General features: G+C 41.8%; 33 protein-coding genes. 12 read left to right on the top strand and 21 right to left on the bottom strand.

The window, feature by feature from the left end:
• Positions 1-168: 168 nt before the first annotated feature.
• Both ACYX4O_RS04080 and ACYX4O_RS04075 read right to left on the bottom strand, forming a co-directional pair.
• The gene (locus tag ACYX4O_RS04080) at positions 169-528 is read right to left on the bottom strand and encodes a YlbF/YmcA family competence regulator (protein WP_188655610.1); all 360 of its coding nucleotides are present in this window, start codon (positions 526-528) and stop codon (positions 169-171) included.
• Between the two features lie 84 nt (positions 529-612).
• Positions 613-1,749, bottom strand: coding sequence for a DUF445 domain-containing protein (locus ACYX4O_RS04075; RefSeq protein WP_476354804.1), 1,137 nt, complete (start codon positions 1,747-1,749; stop codon positions 613-615).
• Positions 1,750-1,888: 139 nt separating this feature from the next.
• Here ACYX4O_RS04075 and ACYX4O_RS04070 point away from each other — a divergent pair, with 139 nt between their 5' ends.
• Entirely contained in the window at positions 1,889-3,229 is a 1,341-nt protein-coding gene (locus ACYX4O_RS04070; protein WP_476354802.1) for a YheC/YheD family endospore coat-associated protein, read from the top strand.
• 102 nt (positions 3,230-3,331) lie between these two features.
• On the opposite strand, the gene ACYX4O_RS04065 is transcribed toward ACYX4O_RS04070, so the two are convergent.
• The gene (locus ACYX4O_RS04065) at positions 3,332-3,736 is read right to left on the bottom strand and encodes a ferritin-like domain-containing protein (protein WP_476354800.1); all 405 of its coding nucleotides are present in this window, start codon (positions 3,734-3,736) and stop codon (positions 3,332-3,334) included.
• A gap of 109 nt (positions 3,737-3,845) precedes the next feature.
• Between ACYX4O_RS04065 and ACYX4O_RS04060 the strand changes: the two genes are divergently transcribed.
• On the top strand, positions 3,846-4,040 hold the full coding sequence (locus tag ACYX4O_RS04060) for a hypothetical protein (protein WP_036786810.1): 195 nt from the start codon (positions 3,846-3,848) through the stop codon (positions 4,038-4,040).
• 65 nt (positions 4,041-4,105) lie between these two features.
• Here ACYX4O_RS04060 and ACYX4O_RS04055 read toward each other — a convergent pair whose 3' ends face one another.
• Complete coding sequence (locus ACYX4O_RS04055) at positions 4,106-4,393, bottom strand: metal-sensitive transcriptional regulator (RefSeq protein ID WP_229721282.1); 288 nt, start codon at positions 4,391-4,393, stop codon at positions 4,106-4,108.
• A gap of 187 nt (positions 4,394-4,580) precedes the next feature.
• On the opposite strand from ACYX4O_RS04055, the gene ACYX4O_RS04050 reads away from it, so the two are divergent.
• Positions 4,581-5,477: a PucR family transcriptional regulator gene (locus ACYX4O_RS04050; RefSeq protein WP_476354797.1), complete on the top strand. Its 897-nt coding sequence runs from the start codon at positions 4,581-4,583 to the stop codon at positions 5,475-5,477.
• Positions 5,478-5,600: 123 nt separating this feature from the next.
• Positions 5,601-6,698, top strand: a complete 1,098-nt coding sequence (locus ACYX4O_RS04045) for an ABC transporter ATP-binding protein (protein ID WP_476354795.1) — start codon at positions 5,601-5,603, stop codon at positions 6,696-6,698.
• A 905-nt stretch (positions 6,699-7,603) separates the two neighbouring features.
• On the opposite strand, the gene ACYX4O_RS04040 is transcribed toward ACYX4O_RS04045, so the two are convergent.
• Complete coding sequence (locus ACYX4O_RS04040) at positions 7,604-7,855, bottom strand: hypothetical protein (protein WP_476354793.1); 252 nt, start codon at positions 7,853-7,855, stop codon at positions 7,604-7,606.
• A gap of 97 nt (positions 7,856-7,952) precedes the next feature.
• The gene (locus ACYX4O_RS04035) at positions 7,953-8,156 is read right to left on the bottom strand and encodes an alpha/beta-type small acid-soluble spore protein (RefSeq protein ID WP_036786801.1); all 204 of its coding nucleotides are present in this window, start codon (positions 8,154-8,156) and stop codon (positions 7,953-7,955) included.
• Between the two features lie 232 nt (positions 8,157-8,388).
• On the opposite strand from ACYX4O_RS04035, the gene ACYX4O_RS04030 reads away from it, so the two are divergent.
• On the top strand, positions 8,389-8,583 hold the full coding sequence (locus tag ACYX4O_RS04030) for an alpha/beta-type small acid-soluble spore protein (protein ID WP_036786799.1): 195 nt from the start codon (positions 8,389-8,391) through the stop codon (positions 8,581-8,583).
• Positions 8,584-8,638: 55 nt separating this feature from the next.
• Here ACYX4O_RS04030 and fumC read toward each other — a convergent pair whose 3' ends face one another.
• A complete protein-coding gene (gene fumC / locus ACYX4O_RS04025; protein ID WP_476354791.1) occupies positions 8,639-10,027 on the bottom strand; it encodes a class II fumarate hydratase in 1,389 nt (462 codons plus the stop codon).
• Positions 10,028-10,220: 193 nt separating this feature from the next.
• Here fumC and ACYX4O_RS04020 point away from each other — a divergent pair, with 193 nt between their 5' ends.
• Positions 10,221-11,138: a zinc dependent phospholipase C family protein gene (locus ACYX4O_RS04020; protein WP_476354789.1), complete on the top strand. Its 918-nt coding sequence runs from the start codon at positions 10,221-10,223 to the stop codon at positions 11,136-11,138.
• Between the two features lie 48 nt (positions 11,139-11,186).
• On the opposite strand, the gene ACYX4O_RS04015 is transcribed toward ACYX4O_RS04020, so the two are convergent.
• Complete coding sequence (locus ACYX4O_RS04015) at positions 11,187-12,485, bottom strand: MFS transporter (protein ID WP_476354787.1); 1,299 nt, start codon at positions 12,483-12,485, stop codon at positions 11,187-11,189.
• A 118-nt stretch (positions 12,486-12,603) separates the two neighbouring features.
• On the opposite strand from ACYX4O_RS04015, the gene ACYX4O_RS04010 reads away from it, so the two are divergent.
• Complete coding sequence (locus ACYX4O_RS04010; protein WP_476354785.1) at positions 12,604-13,224, top strand: NAD(P)-dependent oxidoreductase; 621 nt, start codon at positions 12,604-12,606, stop codon at positions 13,222-13,224.
• 52 nt (positions 13,225-13,276) lie between these two features.
• Here ACYX4O_RS04010 and ACYX4O_RS04005 read toward each other — a convergent pair whose 3' ends face one another.
• The 4 genes from ACYX4O_RS04005 to ACYX4O_RS03990 all read right to left on the bottom strand — a co-directional run bounded on the left by ACYX4O_RS04005 (position 13,277) and on the right by ACYX4O_RS03990 (position 15,407).
• The gene (locus ACYX4O_RS04005) at positions 13,277-14,197 is read right to left on the bottom strand and encodes a M15 family metallopeptidase (RefSeq protein ID WP_476354783.1); all 921 of its coding nucleotides are present in this window, start codon (positions 14,195-14,197) and stop codon (positions 13,277-13,279) included.
• A gap of 202 nt (positions 14,198-14,399) precedes the next feature.
• The gene (locus ACYX4O_RS04000; protein WP_476354782.1) at positions 14,400-14,576 is read right to left on the bottom strand and encodes a YvrJ family protein; all 177 of its coding nucleotides are present in this window, start codon (positions 14,574-14,576) and stop codon (positions 14,400-14,402) included.
• A gap of 15 nt (positions 14,577-14,591) precedes the next feature.
• Positions 14,592-14,801 (bottom strand): hypothetical protein, encoded by a 210-nt coding sequence (locus ACYX4O_RS03995; RefSeq protein WP_476354781.1) that lies wholly within the window; start codon positions 14,799-14,801, stop codon positions 14,592-14,594.
• Positions 14,802-14,840: 39 nt separating this feature from the next.
• Entirely contained in the window at positions 14,841-15,407 is a 567-nt protein-coding gene (locus ACYX4O_RS03990; RefSeq protein ID WP_476354780.1) for a sigma factor-like helix-turn-helix DNA-binding protein, read from the bottom strand.
• 391 nt (positions 15,408-15,798) lie between these two features.
• On the opposite strand from ACYX4O_RS03990, the gene ACYX4O_RS03985 reads away from it, so the two are divergent.
• Positions 15,799-16,920 carry a CapA family protein gene (locus tag ACYX4O_RS03985; protein ID WP_476354779.1) on the top strand — a complete coding sequence of 374 codons (1,122 nt, stop codon included), beginning with the start codon at positions 15,799-15,801 and terminating at the stop codon, positions 16,918-16,920.
• Between the two features lie 73 nt (positions 16,921-16,993).
• Here ACYX4O_RS03985 and ACYX4O_RS03980 read toward each other — a convergent pair whose 3' ends face one another.
• On the bottom strand, positions 16,994-17,236 hold the full coding sequence (locus tag ACYX4O_RS03980) for a hypothetical protein (protein ID WP_476354778.1): 243 nt from the start codon (positions 17,234-17,236) through the stop codon (positions 16,994-16,996).
• Between the two features lie 221 nt (positions 17,237-17,457).
• Between ACYX4O_RS03980 and ACYX4O_RS03975 the strand changes: the two genes are divergently transcribed.
• On the top strand, positions 17,458-17,907 hold the full coding sequence (locus ACYX4O_RS03975; RefSeq protein ID WP_476354777.1) for a staygreen family protein: 450 nt from the start codon (positions 17,458-17,460) through the stop codon (positions 17,905-17,907).
• A gap of 38 nt (positions 17,908-17,945) precedes the next feature.
• Here the strand turns inward: ACYX4O_RS03975 and wrbA are convergent, their stop codons facing one another.
• Entirely contained in the window at positions 17,946-18,545 is a 600-nt protein-coding gene (wrbA, locus tag ACYX4O_RS03970) for an NAD(P)H:quinone oxidoreductase (RefSeq protein WP_476354776.1), read from the bottom strand.
• A 783-nt stretch (positions 18,546-19,328) separates the two neighbouring features.
• A complete protein-coding gene (locus ACYX4O_RS03965; RefSeq protein WP_476354775.1) occupies positions 19,329-19,544 on the bottom strand; it encodes a hypothetical protein in 216 nt (71 codons plus the stop codon).
• Positions 19,545-19,876: 332 nt separating this feature from the next.
• Here ACYX4O_RS03965 and ACYX4O_RS03960 point away from each other — a divergent pair, with 332 nt between their 5' ends.
• Positions 19,877-20,755, top strand: a complete 879-nt coding sequence (locus ACYX4O_RS03960) for a cation diffusion facilitator family transporter (protein WP_476354774.1) — start codon at positions 19,877-19,879, stop codon at positions 20,753-20,755.
• A 157-nt stretch (positions 20,756-20,912) separates the two neighbouring features.
• Here ACYX4O_RS03960 and ACYX4O_RS03955 read toward each other — a convergent pair whose 3' ends face one another.
• The 4 genes from ACYX4O_RS03955 to ACYX4O_RS03940 all read right to left on the bottom strand — a co-directional run bounded on the left by ACYX4O_RS03955 (position 20,913) and on the right by ACYX4O_RS03940 (position 23,123).
• Positions 20,913-21,455, bottom strand: coding sequence for an N-acetyltransferase family protein (locus ACYX4O_RS03955; RefSeq protein ID WP_476354773.1), 543 nt, complete (start codon positions 21,453-21,455; stop codon positions 20,913-20,915).
• Positions 21,456-21,562: 107 nt separating this feature from the next.
• Entirely contained in the window at positions 21,563-22,021 is a 459-nt protein-coding gene (locus ACYX4O_RS03950; protein ID WP_476354772.1) for a hypothetical protein, read from the bottom strand.
• A 71-nt stretch (positions 22,022-22,092) separates the two neighbouring features.
• A complete protein-coding gene (locus ACYX4O_RS03945; protein ID WP_476354771.1) occupies positions 22,093-22,386 on the bottom strand; it encodes an AzlD domain-containing protein in 294 nt (97 codons plus the stop codon).
• Positions 22,383-23,123, bottom strand: coding sequence for an AzlC family ABC transporter permease (locus ACYX4O_RS03940; protein WP_476354769.1), 741 nt, complete (start codon positions 23,121-23,123; stop codon positions 22,383-22,385). Before ACYX4O_RS03940 ends, ACYX4O_RS03945 begins: the two co-directional genes overlap by 4 nt.
• 132 nt (positions 23,124-23,255) lie before the next feature.
• On the opposite strand from ACYX4O_RS03940, the gene ACYX4O_RS03935 reads away from it, so the two are divergent.
• Positions 23,256-23,711 carry a hypothetical protein gene (locus ACYX4O_RS03935; protein ID WP_476354767.1) on the top strand — a complete coding sequence of 152 codons (456 nt, stop codon included), beginning with the start codon at positions 23,256-23,258 and terminating at the stop codon, positions 23,709-23,711.
• 74 nt (positions 23,712-23,785) lie between these two features.
• Here the strand turns inward: ACYX4O_RS03935 and ACYX4O_RS03930 are convergent, their stop codons facing one another.
• Together ACYX4O_RS03930 and ACYX4O_RS03925 are read right to left on the bottom strand one after the other, a co-directional pair.
• A complete protein-coding gene (locus ACYX4O_RS03930) occupies positions 23,786-24,937 on the bottom strand; it encodes a thiolase family protein (RefSeq protein WP_476354765.1) in 1,152 nt (383 codons plus the stop codon).
• A gap of 42 nt (positions 24,938-24,979) precedes the next feature.
• A complete protein-coding gene (locus tag ACYX4O_RS03925) occupies positions 24,980-25,804 on the bottom strand; it encodes a cobalamin-binding protein (RefSeq protein ID WP_476354763.1) in 825 nt (274 codons plus the stop codon).
• 250 nt (positions 25,805-26,054) lie between these two features.
• On the opposite strand from ACYX4O_RS03925, the gene ACYX4O_RS03920 reads away from it, so the two are divergent.
• Complete coding sequence (locus ACYX4O_RS03920; RefSeq protein WP_476354761.1) at positions 26,055-26,756, top strand: Type 1 glutamine amidotransferase-like domain-containing protein; 702 nt, start codon at positions 26,055-26,057, stop codon at positions 26,754-26,756.
• The last annotated feature ends 98 nt before the right edge of the window (positions 26,757-26,854 follow it).

Below are 26,854 nucleotides of genomic sequence, written 5' to 3'. Positions count from 1 at the left end.
GCGAGTAGTTTCCAGGCCCACCTTACACTCAACTAAAGCTAACGGAAACATTCTCTCAGATTCGAGACCTCAAGATTACTGACCTATTCTTGAACAAACTCACAATAAAAATGAACAAAACCAACATAAAAAACCCGCTAACCTTAAAGGTTAGCGGGTTTAATAGTCTTATTGTTGTTCGCCTTCTCCAGCGCCGTATAGGTCTTCAAGAGGCTTCGTGATGATGCGACTAACATCGTTAATCACTTGGTTTAAGTGTTGCTCTTGTTCCATAAGTTTAGAAATTTGAGGGTGTTGTTGTACAGTCTCAACTACTTTACGAGCTTGCTCAACTTCTTCCTCAGAGATCTCTTGACCTTGCATTTGTTTCTGCTGAAGTTCAATTTGAGTGTTGCGGAAGTTATCGAACATTTGCTTCGCAGCTTCGTCTGCCATTACTGCATTGTATGCTTCTTGTAATTGTGTGAATTCTTCACTGTTGCGTAGAGCTGTTTCTAGCTCATAAGCGTGATCATAGATATTAGCCATGAATAAGCCTCCTACAATTGTTTTTCTTCTCATTCCTTTCCACTATAACAAACGAGACTAGCTGTGTATAGCAATTCCCATTATTCATCCTAGTAAAAGAATAATTCCAGCCTGGATAAGACCGATTAGCCCACCGAGTAACGCTCCAAGATACGTAATCATCTTAAATTCACGCTTGGAGATCCCTAATACAATATCTTCTAGACGCTCTACCGGGAAAGCTTGCACTTCTTTACGAACAACTTCTGATAAATGTAAGGTTTCCATAATGGATGGTAGACGAGACGAAAGGGCTGCTCCCAACTGACCAACGAGCTGAGGTACGAGAGTCTCCACTATATAAGGTTGAAGGTTCTTGGTATGTTCAGCGATTGAACGCTCAAGCCATACATCAGTGGGGATGGATGATACAATTTGCTCACTAATTTTATCAGGAATTCCTTCTATACCTAGTTTCTCTTCATATACGGAGAACGGTTTTTCCATCCATTTATCCCATTCTGTATGAAGCACTTCTTTTAACCAGTAATGCGCATCTTCTGAGTTTAAGAAATCAGAAACAGCAGGTTGCACTTTATCAGCTAGGCCTTGATTCCCCATGAAGGACGAGATCATATTACCAAGGAACCCTTGTCCTTCTAGGTAATCTTCAATAATTGCGCCGATCTTAGCTCTGCCCTCTTCACTGGAGATGAAATCATCAATCTGCTTTAAAATGTATTCACTCGCTTTACCCACTTGCGCTTTCCCTTTATAGAAAGCATTGTCACCAATTAATTCCCGAACTGATTTAGCTCTGGCATCTTTCATATAGGCTTCGACTTTATCTTCTGTAAAGTCTTTTAGTTTACTTTCAATCATTTGCTGATTTACAGGGATGTGAAAGTCATTTAATACATGTTGCAAGGACCGATCACTAGATAAAAACGATGTAACCTCTTTCTGTGCGTACTCTACAACTTGCTGCCTGAACGCATCATCTTCTAGTTTTCGCTGTATTCCTTCTGGTGTTAACAAATGGTCCGTTACCATTTTCCCCAATTGCTCCGCCAATTCATCATGGCGTTTTGGAATCAAACCAGGTGTAAAAGGGACTCGTTTGTTAAAGATATATTTCGGCTTAAACGGGCGAAATAACATGCGAATCGCAAGGGAGTTTGTCATCCCACCAATTAGGGCTCCAATTGCGACCATCATCAGGATTAATAAAAATGTATTCATGAGATCTACCTTTCTTCTTCCATCTTTTCACTAAAAGTATAGTATACCCAAATCAATAAGGTAAGAAAAGCCTTCGCATGAAATGTTTTCTCTCCTCATAAAATGATAGGGAAACGGTGATCTAGGAGGCCAGAAAGCCATGGAAACCTATTATTTTTATGCTAAAACGTATACAAGTCAAAAGATGAGAATCATTGTGCCTAAAGAAGTGTACCCTGCCTTTCACAAAGTCCAAACCATCTGGTGCGGGGTTAGATCAAACGATATAGAAGTGATGACCCATCAAAAAAATGACGACACCATTTATTTGTCATCTCAATTACAAGAAGTACTAAAGTTACCTGATCTTTCTACCCTTTCTTGTTCTGTCGAAGAGGCAAATGTATGGCTTCAGCCTCTACTTGGTATATTCACAGCAGGTTTCACAGAAAATCGAGAGACCCCCATTGGTGATCGGACACCTATCTTTGAAGCCATGTCTATAACCGGACAATCTTACGGGTTTGAAACCATTGTATTTGGCTATCAGCATGTAAACATGGAAGACGAAACGATACATGGCTATGTGTTTCATAATGGCGTATGGGAACGAAAAACCTACCCTTTCCCCTATGTTATCTATGACCGAATCCCGAACCGTAAGATTGAACATCACCCCCTCGTCATCCGTATAAGAAAACAATTACAAAGCCGAACGATTTGGTTCAACTCAGGTTTCTTTAACAAGTGGAAAATTTATGATCGATTAAAGCGCACCTATCAGGTCTCTCACTTCCTTCCTCAAACAACATTACACCCATCACCAGAACGTGTGCTTGAAATGCTTCAACAAGAGAAAAAGCTTTATATTAAACCTATTCACGGAAGTAAGGGGACTGGGATTAAACGCTGTCGCTTAAGAGAGGAAACAGGAGAAATTGAATGTCAGTACTACGAAGGTGAAAAGCTCGTCCATCAGCGCTACCAAGATGGTCAAATTATGATCAATCAGCAGTTCCCTAACGGCCTGTATGGGTATATTGTACAACCAGAAATAGAACTCAAAACAAAACGCTCCACCCCTATGGACTACAGAGTGCATACAAATAAAAACGAAAAAAACGAATGGGTAGTGACAGCAATCTGCACGAAGTTTGCTGGTAAAGGCAGCTTAACCACTCATGTACGTAGAGGAGGATCTCTTCATACGTTAGAGGAGTTATTCGACGACCATGAAAGTCAACAGGTATACACGAAGCTCGAACGATCCGCTCTAGAGATAAGTCGAGTGCTAGATCGTACCCTTAAAGGACCACTCGGAGAGATTGGCTTTGACTTTGGGATCGATCAGGAGGGCCAAGTTTGGATGTTTGAAGCGAACTCTAAGCCGGGGTATGTTCTTTATGACCACCCTACCTTCAAACGCGAACAAAATGTAATCCTCTCCTATCCATATCGATACGCCAAATTTCTTTATCAACAACGAATCTCAAAAACATAAAGATACGCCCTCCCTCACACGAAGAGCGCATCTTTCACAAACTAAAGGGGTAAAGCGTGCCAGGCACGCTTTACCCCTTTATCGTACTCCAGACCTTTCGATTTATCTCAAGCGACCGTATATGGTCGAGAACCTCGTTGCGTGTTCCATTTCATCTGTCATAGCTACAAATAACGGCTCATAGGCGTATTGTACCGGCATATGAAAGAGCATATCCCTATATAATTCCGAAGCTTCTAATTCATCTTTAAGAGCTTCGACCACTCCATCTTCAAAAGACTCAAATTCAATACGCTTCATTGGATGTTCATAATAGCGACCCGTCAGCTGATAATACAGTTTCTGAAAGCTATGGTAGTGCTTCTCTTCATCGTCTTCAGCATGCTCTATAAATTCCTTAAAAAGCGGGTTCGGTGTCTCTTCTTTTAATCGTTTATAGAAATCATTAGCTGTCCACTCATCTTCAATGGCAGCTTCTAAGTTTTTCATAAAATCAGATTGATCCAACGCAGATCACCTCTCCTTCTACTTCTAAATGTATGACAGAAGAGAAGGGCTATGCATAGCCCTTCTCATACGACGGAAAACTAGAAACAGAAAGGAGATGATTAAAGAAATGGCACATCCAAAAAATGAAAGAGAACGAGACAGCCGGGAAAACTATGAGGTTGATGTCGACCGTATGATTAATGAAGGAATGGCCGGTGGAACGGTTAATTCCAGATATAACCGAGCTCAAATCGAAGAGGCACGCGAGCTACCAAAGCAAAACGAAGCCTTCTCAAATAAAACCCAACACCAAAAACATTAAAACCAAAAGCAGTAGCTCCCGTCCAACAAAAAAGGCGATCCATAACGGATCGCCTTTTCCCTATACTAACGACTCTTTACAATCATTTGAACGGCCTCTTGAATAAGTTCGTCTGCTGGTTCTCCATTTTCCTGAGATTCTCGCAGGCACGTCTCCAAGTTCTTTGCTACAATATAGCCAATAGAACGATCGATCGCGGAGCGAGCAGCTGATAATTGAGTAATAACGTCTTTACATTCTTTATCTTCTTCCATCATTTTCAATACACCGCGAACTTGTCCTTCTATACGCTTTAAGCGATTTTTCATATCTTGCGTATATTGGTTCATGTCTTGTACTTCTTGATCTGCCATGGTCAAGTACCCCCTTTTCAAAAATCTATCTATAAAAAGCTTATTGGTTTAGTACCCTTATAAGTATATTATACACTACCATCGCTTGGAAAAAAAGCGATAGCCTGTCACCTTATTAATCCAATTGGTATAATGGGTTATATAGAGATAACTCACTACCCACTTACTACAAGAAAGAGGGATTCTAATGTTTGAACAAATCCATGCGATCTTCCCCAAAGCCGTTTTACTAAGCCAATCAAATGATGACTGGGATCGGTACCACTGGTTCAAAGCCACCGAGCAAGAGATTATTGGCATCCCTAAAAGTACGATAACTAAAAAAGAATACGAACTATTAAATACATTCCTCACGCCTTTTGTTGAACAGCATCCAATTCTTACAACCAGGGAAAAACTTTGGCAAGGATGGATTCTTGGTAACGAATACCCCGATGAAAACACTCTATTTCCGTCCTCATTTCGATTTGTCTATTTCTCATTAACCAATCAAGAAATTGATTCAGACGTATTTCGTGAAGCCATCCAAGGCCTCTTCCCTCACCAGATGCCTATTATCTGGAACAATCAACACGAGGGAATAATCATTGAAGAACAATTTCAGAAAGAAAGGGAATACATCGAATATGAGCAAATGATTGACGTTTTAATGAGTGATTTCTACACAAAACTCACCCTTTATATTACGCCGTACTATCATTCCAAGAATGATATTCGCCATGCATATTCATGGGGCGAGACGCTTTTTAAGAAGATGCTACGCTATCACCCCAAGCCTGTCGTTACGTATCAAGATGCGATTACATATATGTATTTAGATGGTTTAAGCCAAGAACAAGCAGCTAACATTACATACACATTGCTCCAACCCGTCATCGAAGATTCTGATCTTTTACATACCATTCAAGTCTTTCTTGAATCCAACTCAAACACTACTCTTGCTGCTAAGAATTTATACATGCACCGAAACAGTCTTCAGTACCGTGTTGATAAGTTTATTGAGAAAACAGGCATTGATGTAAAACAGTTCCAAGGTGCACTTATCACCTACTTAGCCATTCTTAATCTTCAACATAAGGACTAGCCTTCGGTAAAGTGCACAAACGATTAAACGATCTTTGTGCACTTCTTCCATTTACCAATTTAACAGAATTATCTACACTTAAGTTAGTAAATAAAACGCTTTCATAAATTGGGGGAAGAACAAATGGCTGAATTAAAATTAAATGGTATCCAAAAGGTTTATGATAATAAAGTCACAGCAGTAGATAACTTTAACCTTGATATTAAAGATAAAGAGTTTATTGTATTCGTTGGTCCTTCTGGTTGCGGGAAATCAACTACACTTCGTATGATTGCTGGACTTGAAGAAATTTCAGGTGGCGACTTCATGATTGACGATAAAAGAATGAACGACGTAGCTCCAAAAGATCGTGATATCGCGATGGTATTCCAGAACTACGCGCTTTATCCACATATGAACGTGTACGATAACATGGCGTTTGGCCTTAAGCTTCGTAAATTTAAAAAAGATGAAATCGATCGTCGCGTTCAAGATGCTGCTAAAATTTTAGGACTAGAAGGATACTTAGATCGTAAACCAAAAGCACTATCAGGCGGTCAACGCCAGCGTGTGGCACTAGGTCGCGCGATCGTTCGTGATGCAAAAGTATTCCTAATGGACGAACCTTTATCAAACCTTGATGCAAAACTTCGCGTTCAGATGCGTGCTGAGATTCAAAAACTTCACCAGCGCCTCCAAACAACTACGATCTACGTTACACACGACCAAACAGAAGCTATGACGATGGCTACACGTCTTGTTGTTATGAAAGATGGATTCATCCAGCAAGTTGGCCGTCCAAAAGATGTGTACGATGAGCCTGAAAATGTATTCGTAGGTGGATTCATCGGATCTCCAGCCATGAACTTCTTCCACGGTACACTAAAAGATGGCGATTTCTATATTGATGATTATCGTATTAAAGTACCTGAAGGGAAAATGAAAATCTTACGCGAACGTGGATATGTGAATCAAGAAGTTGTTCTTGGAATTCGTCCAGAAGACATTCACGATGAGCCTGTTTTCATCGAATCCAGCCAGGATACGAAAATTAACGCAACGATTGATGTAGCTGAACTTATGGGTTCTGAATCCTACCTATACTCTTCCGTTAAAGGCCAAGAATTCATTGCCCGCGTCGACTCTCGTTCTGACATTACTGGCGGACAGAAGATTGATCTTGCTTTAGATATGAACAAATCACACTTCTTCGACAAAGACACTGAAATCCGTATTCGCTAAATGGTAAACACATGAAAGGCTGCCCCTTTTGGGAGGCAGCCTCTTTGTGTTTGTTGTGTAATGGGGGTGTTATGACGCTTAGGAAGCGCGTCTCGACGCTTTGGGCGCGTGTCCTGGCACTTGGGGCGTGCGTCTCGTCACTTGGGGCGCGCGTCTCGTCACTTTGGGCGCGCGTCTCGTCACTTGGGGCGCGTGTCTCGTCACTTGGGGCGCGCGTCCCGTCACTTTGGGCGCGCGTCCTGACACTCCCGGCGCGTGTCCTGACACTCCCGGCGCGCGTTCCGTCACTTGGGGCGCGTGTCTCGACGCTTTGGGCGCGTGTCCCGACACTCCGGGCGCGCATTCCGTCACTTGGGGCGCGTGTCTCGACACTTGGGGCGCGCGTCCCGACGCTTTGGGCGCACGTCCTGACACTCCCGGCGCGCATTCCGTCACTTGGGGCGCGTGTCCCGACACTTCGGGCGCGTGTCCTGACACTCCCGGCGCGCGTTCCGTCACTCCGGCCGCGCGTCCTGACACTCCGGGCGCGCATTCCGTCACTTTCCACGCACGTCCTGACACTCCCGGCGCTCGTCCTGACACTCCGGGCGTGCGTTCCGTCACTCCGGCCGCGCGTCCTGACACTCCGGGCGCGCATTCCGTCACTTTCCACGCACGTCCTGACACTCCCGGCGCGCATTCCGTCACTTTCCACGCACGTCCTGACACTCCCGGCGCGTGTCCTGACACTCCGGGCGCTCGTTCCGACACTCCGGGCGCACGTCCTGACACTCCCGGCGCTCGTTCCGACACTCCGGGCGCGCGTCCCGACGCTTTGGGCGCCCGTCCCGACACTTTCGATACGCGTAACGATGCTCTCCCACAAAAAAGTGAGCTTTTCTTAAGCCCACTCCTCTAACCTACACTTATTGTTGTTCTTCTTGAATAGCGTACTCACTTGTTGTTTCGCATTGTGAACAATAGAGTACATGAAGACACGTATGCTCATCTGTTGAATGCTTTAAACCATCTACTAATTTTAGCCCTTCATCATCTAGATACGGGCTGTATTCATCTAAATAATCCACTAATCTGCCACGGTCCGTCATTTCTCCTTCACACTCAGGACAAGAAAAAGAAAGGACTTCAAATCCATTACAAGCTGGACAAATGAACATGTTCTCACCTGCTTTAATTCATAATAAGAAAGAAGTGCAAGCTTACCATAAAAAGAGGGATGGTTGCCCATCCCTCTTCAGCCATAGTATGAAGTTGTTATTGTTGTTGAGAACCACCATACTGCTGTTCAGCCATCTGTACTAGACGCTTAGTGATCTCTCCTCCAACAGATCCATTTTGACGGGAAGTGGAGTCTGGACCAAGTTGAACGCCAAATTCTTGAGCAATTTCAGTTTTCATTTGGTCTAATGCTTGTTGTACACCTGGTACTACTAATTCATTTGAGTTGTTGTAAGCCATGATGTTTTCACCTCCTGTGATATCTATTGTGACCCTACTCCTAAAAACTATGAACAAAATGAAATGGTAATTTCCTCTAAAACCATTGGAGATAATTACCTCTCATAAGAACCCTCGTTTTTCACACAATAGGATTACACAGAAACACAAACCTCAACTTTCAAACAGGGGCCATCATGGTAAACATCCAGAGAAGAGCCCACCAATACATGATGATAAGAGGTGAACACACATGGCTTATAACAACTCTAACGAACTTGTAGTACCTGGTGTACAACAAGCACTTGACCAAATGAAGTATGAGATTGCTCAGGAGTTCGGCGTAAACTTAGGTCCAGACTCTACAGCACGTCAAAACGGTTCAGTAGGCGGAGAAATCACTAAACGTCTTGTACAAATGGCTGAACAACAGTATGGCGGAAAATAATTGAATAAGTATGGAAAAGAGCCCCCGAGTCATCTCGGAGGGCTCCTTCGTGTGTTTATTGGGTAGGTTTTGTCATCGCTTTTGGATCAATATACTCATCTACTTGTTCTGCTGTAAGAATGCCAGTATCTACTGCTGCTTCTTTCAACGTTTGTTCATGTTTAAAAGCATGCTTCGCGATCGTAGCTGCTTTCTCATAACCAATGTGTGGATTTAACGCCGTAACGAGCATGAGTGAATCTTTTAAATACTGATCAATCTTCTCTTGGTTCGGCTCTAAACCTTCAACACAACGTTCGTTAAATGACTCCATACTGTCTGCTAAAAGCTGACATGATTGCAGGAAGTTATAAGCAATAACTGGCTTGAAGACATTCAGTTCAAAGTTCCCTTGGCTCGCGGCAATGCCAATTGTAGCATCATTCCCCATCACTTGAGTGGCCACCATTGTAACAGCTTCACTTTGAGTAGGGTTCACTTTCCCAGGCATAATGGAGCTTCCAGGTTCATTTGCTGGAATGGTAATTTCACCAATACCGCAACGAGGGCCACTAGCTAACCAACGTACGTCATTAGCAATCTTCATCAGATCTGCTGCTAACGCTTTCAAAGCTCCGTGGGTGTGGACGAGCTCATCGTGGCTTGTTAGCGCATGAAACTTATTGGATGCTGAAACAAATTCCTCTGAAGTAAATTCACTAATGGCTTTACAAACTTTGTCTGAAAAGTCTACATGAGCATTCAAACCTGTTCCAACTGCTGTTCCGCCAATCGCTAATTCACGTACATACGTCAAACTATCTTCAATCATCTTTTCCGTTTTTTCAAGCATACGATGCCAACCGGAAATTTCTTGGCCGAGTGTTAAAGGTGTGGCATCCTGTAGATGCGTGCGACCAATCTTTACGATTTCGTTATACGCTTCCATTTTTTCTTTTAAGGTTTTCTTTAATGTTGCCAACGCAGGTAATACTGCTTCTTTTACTTTAAGTACTGAAGCAACGTGCATAGCTGTTGGATATGTATCGTTTGAGCTTTGCGATTTGTTCACGTCATCATTAGGGTGGAGACGTGCTTCAAACCCTTGTTGTTGCAGCCATTCATTCCCTACATACGCCATCACTTCATTAACGTTCATATTGGACTGTGTGCCGCTTCCGGTTTGCCATACTACAAGAGGAAAATGCTCTTCAAGCTCTTCATTCGTAATACGATCCGCTGCATGAGCAATCGCATCCGCCTTTTCTTTTTCCAGAAGGCCTAGTTCGTAATTGGCCTTTGCCGTGCTCTTCTTAAGGATAGCAAACGCATGAACAACCTCTTTCGGCATTCTTTCGTTGCCAATCGGGAAGTTTTGCTTACTTCGCTGTGTTTGGGCTCCCCAATATTTATCAGATGGTACTTTAATTTCGCCTAACGTATCCTTTTCAATACGATAATCCATCAAGATCCTCCCTTTCTCACACTCCATGTTTATACCACAGATGTCCATAATTAAAACTTGTTTTCATAGAGATAGACTCTATCCCTTACGTATTCTCCACAAGAAGTAAAATTCCTTCCTTTGTTCACACAATCAAAAGACAGGTTTAAAATGATGACTTATAATGGAAGTAGCTTATAAAGGAGGGATCTTCATGCCCAATATATGGACACACATCTTGTTCGCTGAGGATATCATAGATGGAATAAACGTTCCGACAGAATATCAAGCAACAGGAAACTATTTAAATCTTGGAGCTCAAGGTCCAGATCCATTCTTCTATCACAATTTTTGGCCTTGGAAAAAAGACACTTCCATTAATGAAATAGGGAACGTACTTCACCACGAAGCTTGTGGACCTTTTCTTATAGATCTTATTGCTGCATCTAAAAATTTAAATAAATATGCCAGGGCTTATGTAATGGGGTTTGTAACTCACCATATATTAGATCGTAATACTCATCCATTCGTCCATTACTTTTCAGGATATGAGAACAATAAACATCAGGAATTTGAAGTTATTCTTGATACGATTATGATGGAACGTTACCGGCATTTAAAGACATGGAGAACACCCGTTTATCAGGAAATTGATGTTGGCCCTTCGCTGGACGTAGAAGTGTCATCATTGCTAACCAAAAAAATTATATCTTTCTTCCCATCGGTGGTCAGTCGTATTCCTCTGAATTTCGTGAACGCAGCCTACAAAGATATGAAGAGAGCCTTTCACGTTTTATATGACCCATATGGATGGAAAAACACACTTCTTGGTAACCTTGTATCGCCATTTTCTCACCAACCTCTGAGGTATAATAAGGACTACTTAAATTTAGACCGAAACACATGGTATCACTCAGCGACGAACGAACCTCTAAAAGACAGCTTCCTTGATCTTTATGAAGAAGCACGACGTGAAGGTCTCGAGATCTGCTCTGAAATACTCCTTTACTGGGATGAACCAACGGATGGAGCACTTAATAAGATTGCTTCACTCCTTGATAATATTTCGTATGATACCGGCAAGCACTTGGACGCACAAGCTGTTAACCAGTTCAGCAACCCCATCGTCTAATCATTATGTAAAATGCGGGACAACATTTCGTCTGTCGTCCCGCTCCTTTTATAGATGCACATCTACTCTATCATTAGATACAGTCTTCTTCTTCGCTTCTTCCATCCCTTTTGTAATATTAACCTTTTGAAGTAATAGTAATCCGACTACAAAGAAGACCACTAGACTAAAGATCCCAAACTTACTAGACCCCGTTACACTACCTACGAATCCAAATAAAGCAGGGCCAACAATCGCAGAGAATTTAGCCGAAATACCATAAAAACCAAAGAATTCTGCATGCCGATCATCAGGGACCATTCGACCGAATATCGATCGGCTCAGAGACTGAGCTCCCCCCTGCACGACGCCTACACATATTGCTAATGCATAAAAGTGAGCAGCTGAACTCATGAAATAACCTAAAATGACAATCCCTATATAAACAAACAGCGTAATCGACAATGCCCTCTTCGCCGTGATTTTAGTCGCAAGCCAGCCAAAGAAAAACGTACAAGGAATCCCCACAAATTGAGTAATTAAAAGAGCTGCAATCAAATGACTAGAGCCTATCCCTATTTCACTTCCGTAAATCGTCGCCATTTTAATGATGGTAGAAATTCCATCATTGTATAGCCAAAACGCGAGCAAGAAAACTAAAAGTTGTTTGTACTGATTAATCTCTCTAAACGTATTTGCTACGCGAGAAAAGCCTATCCGTGCATAAGATTGATCTCTTTTAACTTGCCCCCCTTTCTTCTCTTCCTTCACATTTTTAAAGAGAGGTATTGAAAAGACAAACCACCAAATTCCAACAGAAACAAAGGCTAGTTTAGTACCAAACTCTGCTGAGGGGAAGCCAAACCATTCATATTTTTGAATCATTAGTAAGTTTAGAGCTAAGAGCAATCCCCCGCCGATATATCCAAAGGCAAATCCTCGGGATGATACTTTATCCATGTCCGTACCCTTTGAAATTTCAGGGAGAAATGCGTCATAAAATATATTTGCCCCTGAAAATCCAATCGTACCTATTATTAAAAGGAGGGATGCGAATATATACTCACCGCTATCTACAAAGGCTAGCATAACGCTCGCGATCATCCCCATATAAGCGAAGAAACGCAGGAATTTCTTCTTAGCAGCTGAATAGTCACCGATGGCCCCTAGTATAGGAGCTAGGATCGCTACGATTAAAACCGCAATAGACTGGGAATATCCCCAGTAGCTCGTAGCTTGATTACCTGTTAAATTAGAGGCAGCTACCTGTTGATAAAAAATTGGCAAAACAGCCGCCATAATCGTTGTAGCAAATGCTGAGTTTGCCCAATCATAAAGAGCCCAGCTTCGGATTAATTTAGGATTCATCTTTGCCCCGCCCCCACGCTTTCGTTATAGTTTAAAACTAGCTTAGCAGAAACCGTTTTAAGAGAACGCTTTATTTTCTAAATTTTAACACAATATTAATGAACATGAGGTGAGTATATTGAAAATTGCAGTATTCGGAGGCACAGGACGTGTAGGCAGCTCCTTTATCCGTTTTGCCGTCCATCAAGGTCACACGATCCAAGCACTCGTTCGCGATCAAGAGAAAGCACAGGAGCTTATCCCTGAAGCAACACATGTAATCGGGGATGCCACTCAAGAAGATGATATTCAAGCTACTATTAATGGCTGCGATGTAGTCTTTTCTAGTTTAGGAACAGACAAGACAACCACGCTATCAGAAAGCATTCCGCTCATTCGAAGCGTGATGGAAAAGCAGGGGATCAACCGACTTGTAACCATAGGAACAGCTGGAATTCTTAATAGTCGTAAGGAAGAAGGGAAATACCGATTCCAATCCTCAGAATCTAAACGAACCAAAACATTTGCAGCTGAAGAACATCTTAAAGCTTATTTGGAACTTCAGTCATCATCTTTAAACTGGACGATAATATGCCCCACTTATTTACCAGATGGAGAAGAAGAAGGTGGGGTTCGATTCGAGTTTGACCTCCTGCCTAAAGACGGGAAGAAGATATCCACAAATGATACTGCCCGTTTTGCCTACGATGTTCTTGACTCTCCTTCTTTCTTCAAAAAAAGAGTGGGCATCTGTTACTAATATGAAGACTAAAAAAACCAGTCATTCTGCTAGAATGACTGGTTTTTTCCGTTTACGGGACCATGTTATAGAATTCTTCGAGTGTAACATCTTGATTATATACTTTAGTCGCTACATCTTTTCCAATATAACGCAGATGCCATGGCTCATATTCATATCCTGTAATATGCGACTTTCCTTCCGGATAACGAATAACAAAGCCATATTTATGAGCGTTCTCCGCCAGCCATTCCCCTTCTTTCATATCTCCAAGGTCTTGACTCAACTGAAATGACAGCTTGGCAACTGTAACATCCATTGCAAGTCCTGTTTGGTGCTCACTGTGTCCTGGAACAGCTGAGAACTGCCTAGCATGTTCTTCCCCGTGCTTTTCTACATTGCTCGCAAAAATGGTTTCTTGTCTCTCGTAAGCTCTATATCCAGAAGCAGCCACTAAATCAATCCCAGCTTGTTCTGCTCCTTCAAACAACTCCTCAAGAGCACTCGCGGCAACTCCTCGCATTTGCTTTTTTTGATGAAACTCATCAAAATAAAATGGCACTTCCGGAACCGTTAAATCAGAAGGGGTATACCCATCAGGAAGTTTGCGTTGTTTGTTCACAACGACCTCCACACTTTCCGGGTTATCAACAACCACTGTATTTGAATCACTGGATCCTTCCTGATTCGAATCATCTTGCTTTGGCGTTTCTTCTTCCGAGTCAGCATCTTCATTGGCATCCGATTGTTCAGATCCATTGTTCTCTTCATTCGATTCATTTTCTTTTTGTGTTTGTTCTTGATCCTCACCTTGTTCATTCTCATCTGAATCATCTTGATCTTGGTTTGAATCGTCTTCAGAACGGTTTTCTTTTTGTGTTATAGTCGTATTTTTTGATGCATTTTCTTTTGCTTGTTGGGTTTCATCTGTACTGGTTTGACACGCGGTCAGAGCTAACATACTAACGAACCCGATCAGAAATATTCTCCTCATGATGTGTTTCCTTTCTGTATCAAGTTACTATACAATATAACACGTTTTAGAAAAAGATGACAAAAGAATAAAGGCCTTTATTCTCCCCTTTTACTTCCATAAGCACTCCTTTCAAAACATGTGACAATATTAACAAGAGCAACACAATTACTCCACTTTGTGCATCGTAAATAAGCGTCCTCCCCTAAGGAGAACGCTCTGTTTATGACTTTTTCTCTTCTTTAAATCGATCTGCTGATCGATCTGCTGATCGGGGAAGGGAATACACGGCCTCTTCTAATTTGTCGAGCTTTTTATCAAACTTTACTAGTAAGAACATCGTCACTGCAATTGGAAAACCAAAGTTCCCGAGTAGCTGAATAAAAACCAAATAATCCATCACTATCCCCCCTTTCTACGAATTCCTTTGTTCATTCAAATCCACTAATCCCGGGACTTTATCTAATGGATAGCTCTTAACGTAATGGATGACGCACAGCTTCAATTCTTGCTCAAGATCCTCCCTGTTACCCGGATTCGTCAGCCGGAGAGATTTTTTTATTTTTGGTATAAACGTATCAATAATTTTCTCCTCTGTCCCATATCCATTTTGTGCTTCCTGCACCCAATTGTATAAAGCAACCAAAAGATCCCCCCTTTCTTATCATTTCGTTAATAAGCACCTCAATTTTTTTAAAGCTTTTTTGCGGGATTTGGACACAGCTTGTTGAGATGCATTCATTCGTTTGGCAATTTCTGTATCCTTAAGTTCTAAGAGATACGCCATATCAAGAACCTTTCTTTGCTTGTCCGTTAAAGAAAAATAAGCTTCGAGCAATCGATCATCCTCTATACAATCTTTGAAAGAAGTAGGAGATTCCATATACAAAATCTCCCCTTCATTCAGTAGCAGATCCTTAAAAGTTGTTCCGCCCTCATCGCCCACCGACTGATCAAGAGTGAGCGCATGATGTTTAGCGAATCGCCTCATCCTCTTATCATAATTCACACTTTGAAAATATAAGGATGTGTTTAAATAAGAAGTGAAGCGAAGGTCAAAGTAATACACCTTAAAAGCATAATCTAAATGTTCTTTCTTAGCTTGACTAGGTGAATCAACGAATTCCTTTAACATTTCCTGGTGTTCCGGCTTCCGCAAAAATGCCTCTACAGCTCGATTCCCTCGTAAATTCGGGAACTCCTTATAAAACTTCTCTTCTACCTCTCTCATTCTCCACCCCCAAAACAAGAACGTATGTTCGGTTTAATTTTAAAAAAAAGAAGCAAAAGGAGAACAAACTCTTTCTTTTGCTTAATCTATTACTCTATAAAGAAAGCGTGATCGCTCAAATTACAACCTCACCTTTTTAAATCGTTCATTTGTACTATCTATTACATCACAGCATGCACTGGAAATAAAGAGGTTATAGACCTAAATTTGCTAAATTCTATACGTTTATCAAGATTCCCATTTATACTCATTTCTTGTGGATTAGGAAGAATAGGCGCTAATGGATAGGTCCAATTCCGCATACCACAGAGTCTTGAATTTTATTATAATACATTTGAACAATTCGTTGGTTTATTTTTCCTACATCACTTAAGAGAGGATTATCATCATTATGAAACGGAAATCGAACATTACCATTATACTTTCCCTACTTTTATTTATCCTTTTCCTTCCTACGTTCTCTGAAGCAAAGGCGAAGAATGGCGATGATTTGCAATTAGCTTGTGCAGAATACGGATGGCTCCTATCAAGTTGGACTCCCCTTTGTCATTTATTACATGTATCTTCTGAATCAAAAAGCCCGATCTCTATTACATTTGGTGGAGATGTATTAATGGAGTATTCCCTAGTGACCACAATGAAAGATTCAGGTCCAGATTACCCTTTCCAACATGTTGCTCCTTTATTTAAAAAGAGCGATTATACCGTGGTCAATTTAGAAACACCTATCACAAGTGCAACAACCCCTTTCCCGAAGTTGTATAATTTCAAAGCTTCTCCTCTTCTGTTAGATGGGTTATCACATGCAGGAGTCGATCTGGTTAGCCTTGCGAACAATCATACACTGGATTATAACGTACAAGGACTTTTAGATACCTTCAAAGCACTAGAAGATAAAAACATCGATTACATAGGCGCTGGTCACAATCAAAAAGAAGCTTATCAGGAGCAGCGAATCTCAATAAAGAATCAAACCATTGCCGTATTAGCCTTTTCTGAAGTTTTACCTGACCTAAGCTGGTATGCAGGGAAGCATACTCCCGGGGTCGCAAGCGGGTATCAACTTGATCGAGTGCTCTCTATCGTAGATAAAGTGAAAAAAGAAGTCGATTATGTGCTCGTCTATTACCATTGGGGTGATGAGAAGGTTCATTTACCGAACAAAGACCAAACCCACATTGCTCACACGTTGGTTGACCATGGAGTGGATGCCGTAATTGGTTCACACCCTCACGTACTCCAAGGTTTTGAGGTGTATAACGGAAAACCGATCGCCTACTCACTAGGGAATTTCCTGTTCCCAAACTATGTAACTGGGAAAACAGCAGAAACAGGAGTTCTTGAAGTGACCCTTAAAGAGGAACGTGTATCCATGAGGTTTCACCCTTTCGTCATAAAGAACGATCAAATCAGTCCATATTCAGCACAAGAAAAGGAAGCTCAATATAATTACTTGAATTCCATTTCTTTCAAAGCTCTTCTAGATCAAGAAGGGAACCTCTACCCTGAGTAAACGTTTATATTCTACAAAAGAAAGCGCTTAGAGTTTGAACCAAACTCTAAGCGCTTTTCGCATGTATACATGATTATTCATATGTGTATGGTCTGTAGAGTTCACTTAATTCAACGAGTCGTTCATGATCACCTTGGTCAATTGCTTCGTTGATTTGAGATTCCAGGTTTGATTTGTTCCACTTGTAGCAAAGCTCATCTAATACTAAAGTGCTTGCTAATCTAATCTCGTAAGGCACATCACGTTTGGCATGAATCACATCTCGATCTTTCATCGGGAACCAAGTTAGGGCGTACGACACTTTTTCCTTTCTCATGGAACTCTCCCCCTTTTAAGTAGTATATGATAGATCTTTCTAAATTGAAACAATTTTCTGATAAAATAACTATTAATTCTATTTTCCCCACGATTTTCTCTATTAAACCTTTGAAATACGTATGTTTTCACTCTAAATTGTTCCCTATTACAGTAACGTGAATAAGATAATGTACATCAATCTTTCAAATCATTCCAACTCAAAGAATAGGGGGACAATAAATGAGTTTCTCTCCTTACAAAGTTTACACTCAGTATCGGCCTGATATCGCCCACTTCACACCATTTTCTGAACGCACTTACACACTCACCCACTCGGATCAAACAGGCGATTTATTTCTGACAATTTCAAAGGAACTAGCAGTCGATCAGACCAACGAAATGCGTGACGAGGTGTTTGGCTGGTGGTCATTACAGCCAAACACCTCTGTACTATTTCAAGGAAGCGTATTAGTGGGGACAAAAGCCTTTCCAGAAACTCAACAAGACATTCGTTATCAAATTTTTATGCGCGAGATGGGGACGGCTCTTAAAGGGATCTTTTACGGAGAACGGTGGTTAGTAGAAATGAATCCACTCCTCTCTGAAGCTCCTATATGGATTCAATTTAATAGTAATTTACCCCAATACAGAGGAAATGTTTACTTTGGAAAAGTAAGCGATTATATGTAAAAAAGACCACCCTCAGGGGATGGCCTAGCATGCTTCATTTATTTACCATGAATACGGCTCGCAATATCAACCGTGCGTTTCGCTTGGTGTTTTACAGCCGCTTCTACATCTTCTTGCATATTGCCATCCCCATCAACGGTTACGGAAGTCCCGTAAGGATTTCCGCCACTCGCAAAGACAGACTGATCTGAGTAACCTGGTGCAGCTACAATCGCTCCCCAGTGAAACATCGTGGTGTAAAGATTTGTGATTGTTTGCTCTTGACCGCCATGAGGGTTTTGAGCGGAAGACATTGCACTTACTACTTTGTTGACAAGTTTCCCGTTAAACCATAGGCCACCTGTTGCATCTAAAAATGATTTCACTTGAGCTGGAACGTTACCAAAGCGAGTTGGTACACTAAAAATAAAACCATCAGCCCATTCAAGATCATCATTTGAAGCGACAGGTACATCTTTCGTTTCTTCTATATGCTGCTTCCAAGCTGGGTTTTGAGCAATCGCTTCTTCAGGTGCCGTTTCTGCAACACGAACAAGCTTCACCTCAGCACCAGCTTCCTTAGCTGCCTCTTCAGCCCACTTAGCTAATTTGTAATTCGTACCGGTCGAACTGTAGTAGATCACTGCAATGTTTGTCAAACTTATCTCTCCTTTTATCCAATCAGTATAGTCTACCCATCATTTCCACATCATGAAATAATTGGGATACCTATAGTATATACCCACCACACACTTACTTCAAAACAAAGAGTTTCAATATCGAGATATTTTTTTTACTAGATACCCTAGTAAGATTAGGCCGTTCCCATATGTGGCGGATAGGGCAGGATAGGGGACAACTCGCTTTCCTGCGGGGAGCTGGGAAGCCTCCTCGATCGCTTTCGCTCTCTGTGGGGTCTTCCCTAGATTTAAAGTGCAGGAGTGGTGCCTAGGACCGTACGGATAAGTCAGCTTTTTGGAAAAGGCGATTAGCCTTTGTAAAAAAGATGGCTTATCTCGCTAGGTCCTCCACTACGGAACTAGATAGGCTCCTTCCCCCGCGGGAGTCTCGCAGTCCCCTATCCTGCCCTGACTTTAATTAGTTGAACGGCCCCCGCTTACTATAGATGTTCATAAGCCTCTATCACCCAAATATGGCACGTTTCCGTCTCACCCTATTTGGCAAAGGCGGGCCTGGAAACTGCGAGACTCCCGTGGGCAGAAGAGCCTAGGTGAGACCCCGGAGACCGGCTTTGCCGGTTGAGGAGGCTCACCAGCTCCCCACAGGAAAGCGAGTGGTTTCCAGGCCCGCCTTACGCTCCATTTAAGCTAACGGAAACGTTCCTCTAACTAATGCAATGGAAGAATCAAAAATTAGCGTGAGTTAAAAAACAAGCATAAGTAAAGGCAACCCTATTAGGGTTGCCTTTACTTAATAATGTATTAAATGACGAGTTCGTAATATTGTGGGAACGTCCAGTATGAATCTCTCCAACCACGTTGCACGGCTAGTTCTTCGAATGATTGGGCACTACTGTTAAAAAATTTAATAATAGCCTCTTCTATGTTCTCCTCAGCAGGATTGTACTGCAATAACACAGGCTTTGAGAACTTCATACCACGTACAGAGCCTTCAATGATTACCGTTTCCTTAACCAATAGCCTCACTCCTTTGTCATTGAAATTTCCAAAAGCCGAATCTGCGGTTTACCGATCTTGTTTCTGTTATCTAAAACATATAAATAATATCTTAATAAGCAGGTACCCTTTTGAGAGTAGATTAATCCCCTATTCGACATTTTGATTACAAATATGACAAAAATCAGGCCTTTTTACCCATTGTTTGATTCAGGATATAATATTGGGTTAAGGAAACATTATTTTATGGTGACAATAGAAGTGAAGATAGCAACGTTTTTTTCTCTAGACTCATATGAACCCCTTTTGGTAAGCTATATAAGGTTTATTGAAAGGGAACGGAGGATCAATTTATGAATGAATATGAGAACCTAAAAAAAGGTGAGCAGGGTGCATGGATTAGCATATGTGCTTATCTCATATTGTCTGCTACAAAGTTAATTATTGCTTCAGTCGGTCAATCTGAAGCATTACGCGCAGATGGTTTGAACAACGTAACAGATGTCATTGCATCTTTAGCCGTCTTAATCGGGTTACGAATCTCCAGAAAGCCACCTGACAAAGACCACCACTACGGACATTTCCGCGCCGAAACAATCGGCTCACTCATTGCCGCTTTCATAATGATGACAGTCGGCCTACAAGTTATATACGAAACCATTCAACAAATAGTTGCCGGTCACGACGAACAACCCAGTTTACTTACCGCTTGGACTGCAGCTGGTGCAGCTGTGGTGATGTACGGTGTCTATCGCTATAACCTACGCTTATCTAAACGGATTAATAGTCATTCCCTCTATGCAGCAGCTCAAGACAACCGATCCGACGCCCTTGTTAGTATAGGTGCTTTCATCGGTATTATTGGTGCACAATTTGGAGCCTATTGGCTGGATCCAGTAGCTGGTTTCTTCGTAGGACTCATTATTTGCAAAACCGCTTATGAAATATTCCGTGATGCTTCCCATACGTTGACAGACGGTGTTGATGAGGAACTTCTTGATCAAGTAAAAGATACACTCAAGCAAGATACCGAGGTAAAAGTCGTAGAAGATGTCAAAGCACGCTTACATGGAAACCAAGTGCTTGTTGATGCAACGATTTTAGTCGATCCACAGCTAAGTGTTCAAGAAGGTCATGATATTACAGATCGCCTTGAAAACTCATTAGCTGATGAACATGGTATTCATTATGCACATATTCACATTGAGCCGTATCACGAAGAAGAAAAATAGACATCTACATTTATAGAAGCTTACACCCATCCATTCGATCTAAAATTCCCTTTGGACGTTTTCATTATTTTTTATTCGTATTCAAAAGAGCTTGGGATATCCCAAGCTCTTTTAACGTATGCATGACCAAACTCGTTTGTCACGCTCAATAATCTTATTAGGAGGAAGCGGGTAACGTCTCAAGCAAGTGATCGAGGTGTTTCCATCCGTACGCTGTTTCTTCGTAAGTACCTTTCCCAATCGTTATATTCTCTGCTTCTACCGCAATAGCTCCGTACCGTTCATAAAATCGCTTATTCGGATTACGCGTTAGCACCCAAACTAATATCGACCCGTATCCTTTTTGAGCCATATCATTCGTGAACGCTTTTAATAATTCTGTACCAAGCCCTTTCTTCCTCACTTCATCTAGTAAATAAATTGCATAGATCTCTCCATCATATCCGTATACTTTTGTACGTTCTTTTCCACCAGATATAAATCCTACCACACGATCCATTTTATCAGTGGCCACAAAAATGGTTTGGTTGTTAATAGGAGTTTTTAAGATTGTTTCCCATAACGTTATGCGGTTCTCAAGTGTTAAACTCTGAATATCCTCTTCTTCGAGAAGCGGTTTATAGGTCGTTCTCCAACTTTCCACATGAACATAAGCTATTGCTCTAGCGTCTTCCCGGGTCGCTCTTCGAATTGTATACAACTGCTTCCCCTCCCCTGATCAAACATTTGCAAGCGCTTACTTTTATTGTATTCGGTATTTGTTATTATGTATAGAAAAACGCCACCTTTCGATGACGTTTTTTTATTTTATGAGCAAGAGAATGAGGCAATGCGGTCCGTATCAATAACAAAATATACCCAACGATTTTGTTTTGAACGCCAGCGATACCCTCCAACAGACGTTCTTCCGATGTAGGTTGGATAGTACCAGAACCTTCTCCCATTATTTAGACGAACACGTGTGTAACGGTACAAACACCCATAAAACGAGCCTGGGTCTACTGCAAAGACACTCGGCTGACCTCCGTAACCATTAAACTGTCCCTGACCCTGACCTGGTGGTGGGCCAAATGGCGGTTGACCGCCTCCTCCTTGACCAGGTGGTGGACCAAATGGTGGCTGACCGCCTCCTCCTTGACCAGGTGGTGGACCAAATGGTGGCTGTTGTTGAGGATATCCCCCACCAAAACCACCGCCGAATCCGCCTTGACCTGGGAGTAATTGACCCACAAGCCAACTTAACCCATTATTCTGTCTATAATCCATGCTGTCTGGCTCCTTCCGTAATAAGCTCACTATACTATATGCTCATAGCCCTACAGCGTGACAGAAGCCTTTTATATAATGGTGAGGACATATACCGTTCCAATCGCCGCCAACACGGTTAGAATGGTGTGTGCACCAAAGAACGCAAGCGCTATTGCTACACCGCCTGCTAGGAGGCCAATGTGAGGCTCCCCCTCAATGACAGTAGTAATACCAGGAAAAATAAGAGCTCCAAGGGCAGCGTATGGAATCGCATTAAGCCAACGGGAAACCCAGTTAGGGAACGTCCATCGATCTACAACAAACGCAGGCAATAGACGAGGAACCATTGTAACAATCGCCATACCAATGATAACCAACATCATGCTTCTTCCTCCTTTAACAATCCAATACCACTCGCTCCACCGACAAGAGTCGCTACAACTATGGACCATCCATTACTAACCCCTAAAGCTGATAGTATATAATTTACACCCATACTAATAATAGCAATAATCCCAATCTTCCATTCCCTTCTGATAGATGGTACCAAAAGAGCAATAAACATCGCATACAAGGCCACGACCATACTTTGGCTTAAAGCCGTTGGGATCACCTCTCCAAGAACCCCCCCCAGAAATGAACCTCCAACCCATGAAGAATAAGATACTAGAATCATTGCCGCATAAAACCAACCTCCATAAGAACCTTTGGACTCTTTCTTATGCAATGAACCAACAGCAAAAGTTTCATCTGTTAACCCTAACGAAAGGGGGATTTTCCATTTAAGTGAAAACATGCGAATTTGATTCATAAATGAAAAGCTCATCACAAAATGACGGAAGTTAAGAACAAAGGTAGCTAGTATAATCTCAATTGCACTTACACTAGTTAAAATCATATTGGTCGCTACAAACTGGCTTGCCCCTGCAAAAACCATCACACTCATCATCGTAATCTCAAAAAGATTTAAACCTGCTTCACTTGCTAACACACCATATGTTATTGCAATCGGAAGATACCCAAACATTATCGGAAGCCCAGCCATTGCCCCCCTTTTTAAAGAATGGCTAATTCCCGCATTAGTCCTTTCTACAACCTTTGAATTTGCCTGCACGTTCATCCCTCTTCACCTTTCAAATTTAAACCATTATAATCCAGATCAAGGGATATGAGAAGTAGGATAATGAAAGTTACGTTTCTTTCTCAATACTTCCGGGTATCTTCTCTCCATCAGACTCAAGGAGGGCTATACATGGAACACCGAATTTCTCATGAAAATATGGATGATCTATTAAAACAACTAGAGGACGACTATATCCACGCGTTAAACAATAACCAATGTGAAAACGTCGAAGACTTTATTGAGCAATTCTTATACGATTCTTGGGACTATAATGACCGGAACATTGATATGATTAAATCCGTAATGAGCCGTTACACCCAAGGTAAGGTTTATCAAACTACTTTTGCAGGAGCTTTTAACGAGATGGTCGATCACCTTCAATCTAAATTGACTGAACTCGACCAAGACAATAAGTATCCTATGATTCACCATAACCTCGGCGCATCTTTTCTAGTAGCGTTCGTCGACGGATTAGTTGTTCAATACTATACAGGGATATATAGTGTTAAAGATTTACGAGAGCGAACCCCTCAATTTAAGCAAACCATTCTATCTGCCCTTTGCACAGATGCCCTAGAACAATAAGCAAAAAACCTGCCGAATTGGCAGGTTTTTTTATGTGAAATCTCTGGGATTACGAATAACGAACACCATAACCATTATAACCGTTCAATAATAGCAGCGGTTGCCATACCGTGTCCTATGCAGATCGTTAAGAGTCCGAAACGACCATTTCTACGTTCTAACTCATGAAGAAGCGTAGTCATAAGTTTCGCACCGGTTGCACCAAGAGGATGGCCTAATGCGATTGCTCCCCCATTGACGTTAACCTTTTTTAAATCTGCTTGTAACTCTTCTTGCCATGCAAGGACAACAGGTGCAAACGCTTCGTTGATCTCTACCAAATCAATATCATCGATCGTTAGTCCAGCTTGAAGGAGAACCTTCTTGGTAGCAGGAATAACCCCATCTAACATCATCGTCGGATCAGACCCGACTACAACTCGCTTAACAATCCGAGCCCTTGCTTTTAAACCTAGCTCATTGGCCTTGTCTTTATTCATCAATAGAACTGCTGCTGCCCCGTCACTCATCTGGCTTGCATTTCCTGCTGTAATCCGTCCATCATCTTTAAAGACTGGTTGCAGCTTTTGAAGCTTTGAGATTGATGTACCTCTACGAGGGCCCTCATCCTGCTGGACTAGTATCGATTCCCCTTCCCTCGATAATCCGTTTAAAGGCATCATCTCCCTATCAAATATGCCAGAATCGATCGCATGAATCGCACGCTGATGGCTTTCATAGGCGTATTCATCTAACTGCTCTCTTGTGAAACCATATTTCATGGCGATCCGCTCAGCTGAAAGGCCTTGATGAATAAATTCAAATTTATCTTGTAGAGAGTCAGGAATCGTTCGTTCATCCCCATCACTTAAAATAGGAACCTTCGACATATTTTCAACCCCTGCTCCAATCGTGACATCCATATCCCCAGCCAAGATTTCTTGAGCTGCGAAATGAATTGCTTGCTGACCCGATCCGCACATTCGGTTTAATTGCACCCCCGGAACTTCTACAGGAAAGCCTGCTTCTAGCCCCGCCAGACGGCCAATGTTATATCCCTGCTCCCCAATCGGGGATACACATCCCATCACAATATCCTCAATATGTTCTTTATTAACACCCGCTCGTTGAACAAGTTCATGTAATAGGGTACTCGCCATATGAACAGGGTGTACCTCTCGAAAAACACCTTTCCTCTTTCCTACTGGTGTTCTAACAGCCTCGACAATAACAACTTCTCGCCCCATTCTCCCACTCCCTCTCCCATGCTCAATTATAGAACCTCTCCTTTAACGATTCACCAAAATCTTCAGCAACGGATCTTTATCATCAGGAACTGGATACACTTCTGGATGAAGAAGATACGCTAATTTCTGTAATCCCCATAGCAAACGAGGAGACGGGCGACAGTATAATGCTTCTTGCAGCACAAAAATCCGATTCATTTTTACAGCTTGCACCTCTTCCCATCCTGGGCGTTTACGAATAGCCTCTGGCTTCATTTTTTCTTCTTTCACTCCCACCCAAGCCATACATATAACCTCTGGATCAATCATTCGTACATCTTCCCACGATCGCTTCACGCTTGCTTCCTTTTCATGAGAAAATACATTTTGTCCCCCGGCTAATTCACTGATCTTTGTTAACCAATTTGGTCCCCCTGGTGAGAAGATAGGCTTCGGCCACCATTCCCAATATAGTGTTGGTTTATCCTTAATTGTGTCTGTTAACTGTTGGTATTGCGCAATGATTGTGCGGTAAGCATGAACCACTTCTTTAGCTCTTTGTTCTGTTTGCGTATGAGCCCCAACCTTAATCAAATCCTCTGCTATCTCTTCAAGAGAATTTGGATTAAGAATAATATAGGGTACGTTCCGCCTTTCTAACTCTTCAATGTTCCGCTCCATTCCTGGCACACTTAAAGAAGCAATCACCAAATCAGGTTGTAAGCTTTCGACATGATCCATATCAATCGATAAATCAGGACCAAGTTGTGGCAACTCACTCACCCCCTCAGGCCAATCAGAATATTGATCCACACCGACCAACTGATCGGTCAATCCAAGGTAAGCAAGAAGTTCTGTATTACTCGGACAGATCGACATTAATCTCATAATCGTTCTCCTTTCTACTTGAATTAGATTCTATTCATGTGGGTCCCAGCCTATAAGCCTTCTTAATTAGAAGACTCAAACTTGAGAAAAACATTCACATGTACTTGAATAAATAACAAGCTTAAACGTTAACCGATTAAAAGAATTAAATAATATAGCTTGCACTAGATAGGGAACTTCATATAGTATTTTTCTTAATATTATAACATTTAAGGTAGTAAACACGAACTTCGAAGAGGAGGAAAGTAACATGAATATAATTGCTATGGGCGGTGGCGGATTTTCTGCAGAAGACGGTAACCCCCTGCTAGACCGATATATTTTAAATCAATCTGAACAACTTCGCCCGAAGATTTGCTTTTTAGCAACGGCGAGCGGAGATGACGAAGCGTATATCCAAAAGTTTTATGATTTCTTTAACCAAGAAGAGTGCGAACCGACTCATTTATCTTTACTTAAACCAGAAGTAACGGACTATGAGGCATTTCTCCTATCACAGGACATCATTTATGTAGGTGGTGGAAATACGCGAAACATGCTAGCCCTTTGGAAAGAATGGGAACTCGATAAAATTTTGGAGAAAGCTTGGAATGACGACATCATTCTAGCTGGTCTAAGCGCGGGAGCCATATGTTGGTTTAATGAAGGACTTTCAGACTCCACACCAGGTGGAATGAGTACAGTTAAAGGACTCGATTTCTTACCCGGGAGTCTGTGCCCTCACTATAACGGAGATCCAAAATGGAAAGAAAACTATCTCGATTTTATTCAAGAAAAGCATATTCTAACAGGATTTGCTCTAGATGATGGAGCTGCCATTCATTTTGTAGGAAGCGATATCCATGTTGCCATTGCATCACGACCAGAAGCAGCTGCTTACCGGATTACCCCAGGAGACCAGGAAGCAACAGTAGATACACTAGAAATGACGGAGCTTTCACTTAACCAATAATTTAACCTTTAATAGTAAGCCCTCCTCTTTATCTGCTATGATAAATTACGAAACATTATCTTCACTCATTCGTATGTACGAGTAATAGTTTATAAAGG

This window comes from Pontibacillus sp. ABV4_188 (assembly GCF_056311905.1).
This window is presented reverse-complemented; position numbering and strand designations above follow the sequence as displayed.

Bases quoted from the DNA above. Each gene is read 5' to 3' on its own strand.
- ACYX4O_RS04080 (WP_188655610.1), bottom strand. From the start codon at position 528: ATGGCTAATATCTATGATCACGCTTATGAGCTAGAAACAGCTCTACGC.
- ACYX4O_RS04075 (WP_476354804.1), bottom strand. From the start codon at position 1,749: ATGAATACATTTTTATTAATCCTGATGATGGTCGCAATTGGAGCCCTA.
- ACYX4O_RS04070 (WP_476354802.1), top strand. From the start codon at position 1,889: ATGGAAACCTATTATTTTTATGCTAAAACGTATACAAGTCAAAAGATG.
- ACYX4O_RS04060 (WP_036786810.1), top strand. From the start codon at position 3,846: ATGGCACATCCAAAAAATGAAAGAGAACGAGACAGCCGGGAAAACTAT.
- ACYX4O_RS04055 (WP_229721282.1), bottom strand. From the start codon at position 4,393: ATGGCAGATCAAGAAGTACAAGACATGAACCAATATACGCAAGATATG.
- ACYX4O_RS04050 (WP_476354797.1), top strand. From the start codon at position 4,581: ATGTTTGAACAAATCCATGCGATCTTCCCCAAAGCCGTTTTACTAAGC.
- ACYX4O_RS04045 (WP_476354795.1), top strand. From the start codon at position 5,601: ATGGCTGAATTAAAATTAAATGGTATCCAAAAGGTTTATGATAATAAA.
- ACYX4O_RS04040 (WP_476354793.1), bottom strand. From the start codon at position 7,855: ATGTTCATTTGTCCAGCTTGTAATGGATTTGAAGTCCTTTCTTTTTCT.
- ACYX4O_RS04035 (WP_036786801.1), bottom strand. From the start codon at position 8,156: ATGGCTTACAACAACTCAAATGAATTAGTAGTACCAGGTGTACAACAA.
- ACYX4O_RS04030 (WP_036786799.1), top strand. From the start codon at position 8,389: ATGGCTTATAACAACTCTAACGAACTTGTAGTACCTGGTGTACAACAA.
- fumC (WP_476354791.1), bottom strand. From the start codon at position 10,027: ATGGATTATCGTATTGAAAAGGATACGTTAGGCGAAATTAAAGTACCA.
- ACYX4O_RS04020 (WP_476354789.1), top strand. From the start codon at position 10,221: ATGCCCAATATATGGACACACATCTTGTTCGCTGAGGATATCATAGAT.
- ACYX4O_RS04015 (WP_476354787.1), bottom strand. From the start codon at position 12,485: ATGAATCCTAAATTAATCCGAAGCTGGGCTCTTTATGATTGGGCAAAC.
- ACYX4O_RS04005 (WP_476354783.1), bottom strand. From the start codon at position 14,197: ATGAGGAGAATATTTCTGATCGGGTTCGTTAGTATGTTAGCTCTGACC.
- ACYX4O_RS04000 (WP_476354782.1), bottom strand. From the start codon at position 14,576: ATGGATTATTTGGTTTTTATTCAGCTACTCGGGAACTTTGGTTTTCCA.
- ACYX4O_RS03990 (WP_476354780.1), bottom strand. From the start codon at position 15,407: ATGAGAGAGGTAGAAGAGAAGTTTTATAAGGAGTTCCCGAATTTACGA.
- ACYX4O_RS03985 (WP_476354779.1), top strand. From the start codon at position 15,799: ATGAAACGGAAATCGAACATTACCATTATACTTTCCCTACTTTTATTT.
- ACYX4O_RS03980 (WP_476354778.1), bottom strand. From the start codon at position 17,236: ATGAGAAAGGAAAAAGTGTCGTACGCCCTAACTTGGTTCCCGATGAAA.
- ACYX4O_RS03975 (WP_476354777.1), top strand. From the start codon at position 17,458: ATGAGTTTCTCTCCTTACAAAGTTTACACTCAGTATCGGCCTGATATC.
- ACYX4O_RS03960 (WP_476354774.1), top strand. From the start codon at position 19,877: ATGAATGAATATGAGAACCTAAAAAAAGGTGAGCAGGGTGCATGGATT.
- ACYX4O_RS03950 (WP_476354772.1), bottom strand. From the start codon at position 22,021: ATGGATTATAGACAGAATAATGGGTTAAGTTGGCTTGTGGGTCAATTA.
- ACYX4O_RS03945 (WP_476354771.1), bottom strand. From the start codon at position 22,386: ATGATGTTGGTTATCATTGGTATGGCGATTGTTACAATGGTTCCTCGT.
- ACYX4O_RS03940 (WP_476354769.1), bottom strand. From the start codon at position 23,123: ATGAACGTGCAGGCAAATTCAAAGGTTGTAGAAAGGACTAATGCGGGA.
- ACYX4O_RS03935 (WP_476354767.1), top strand. From the start codon at position 23,256: ATGGAACACCGAATTTCTCATGAAAATATGGATGATCTATTAAAACAA.
- ACYX4O_RS03930 (WP_476354765.1), bottom strand. From the start codon at position 24,937: ATGGGGCGAGAAGTTGTTATTGTCGAGGCTGTTAGAACACCAGTAGGA.
- ACYX4O_RS03925 (WP_476354763.1), bottom strand. From the start codon at position 25,804: ATGAGATTAATGTCGATCTGTCCGAGTAATACAGAACTTCTTGCTTAC.
- ACYX4O_RS03920 (WP_476354761.1), top strand. From the start codon at position 26,055: ATGAATATAATTGCTATGGGCGGTGGCGGATTTTCTGCAGAAGACGGT.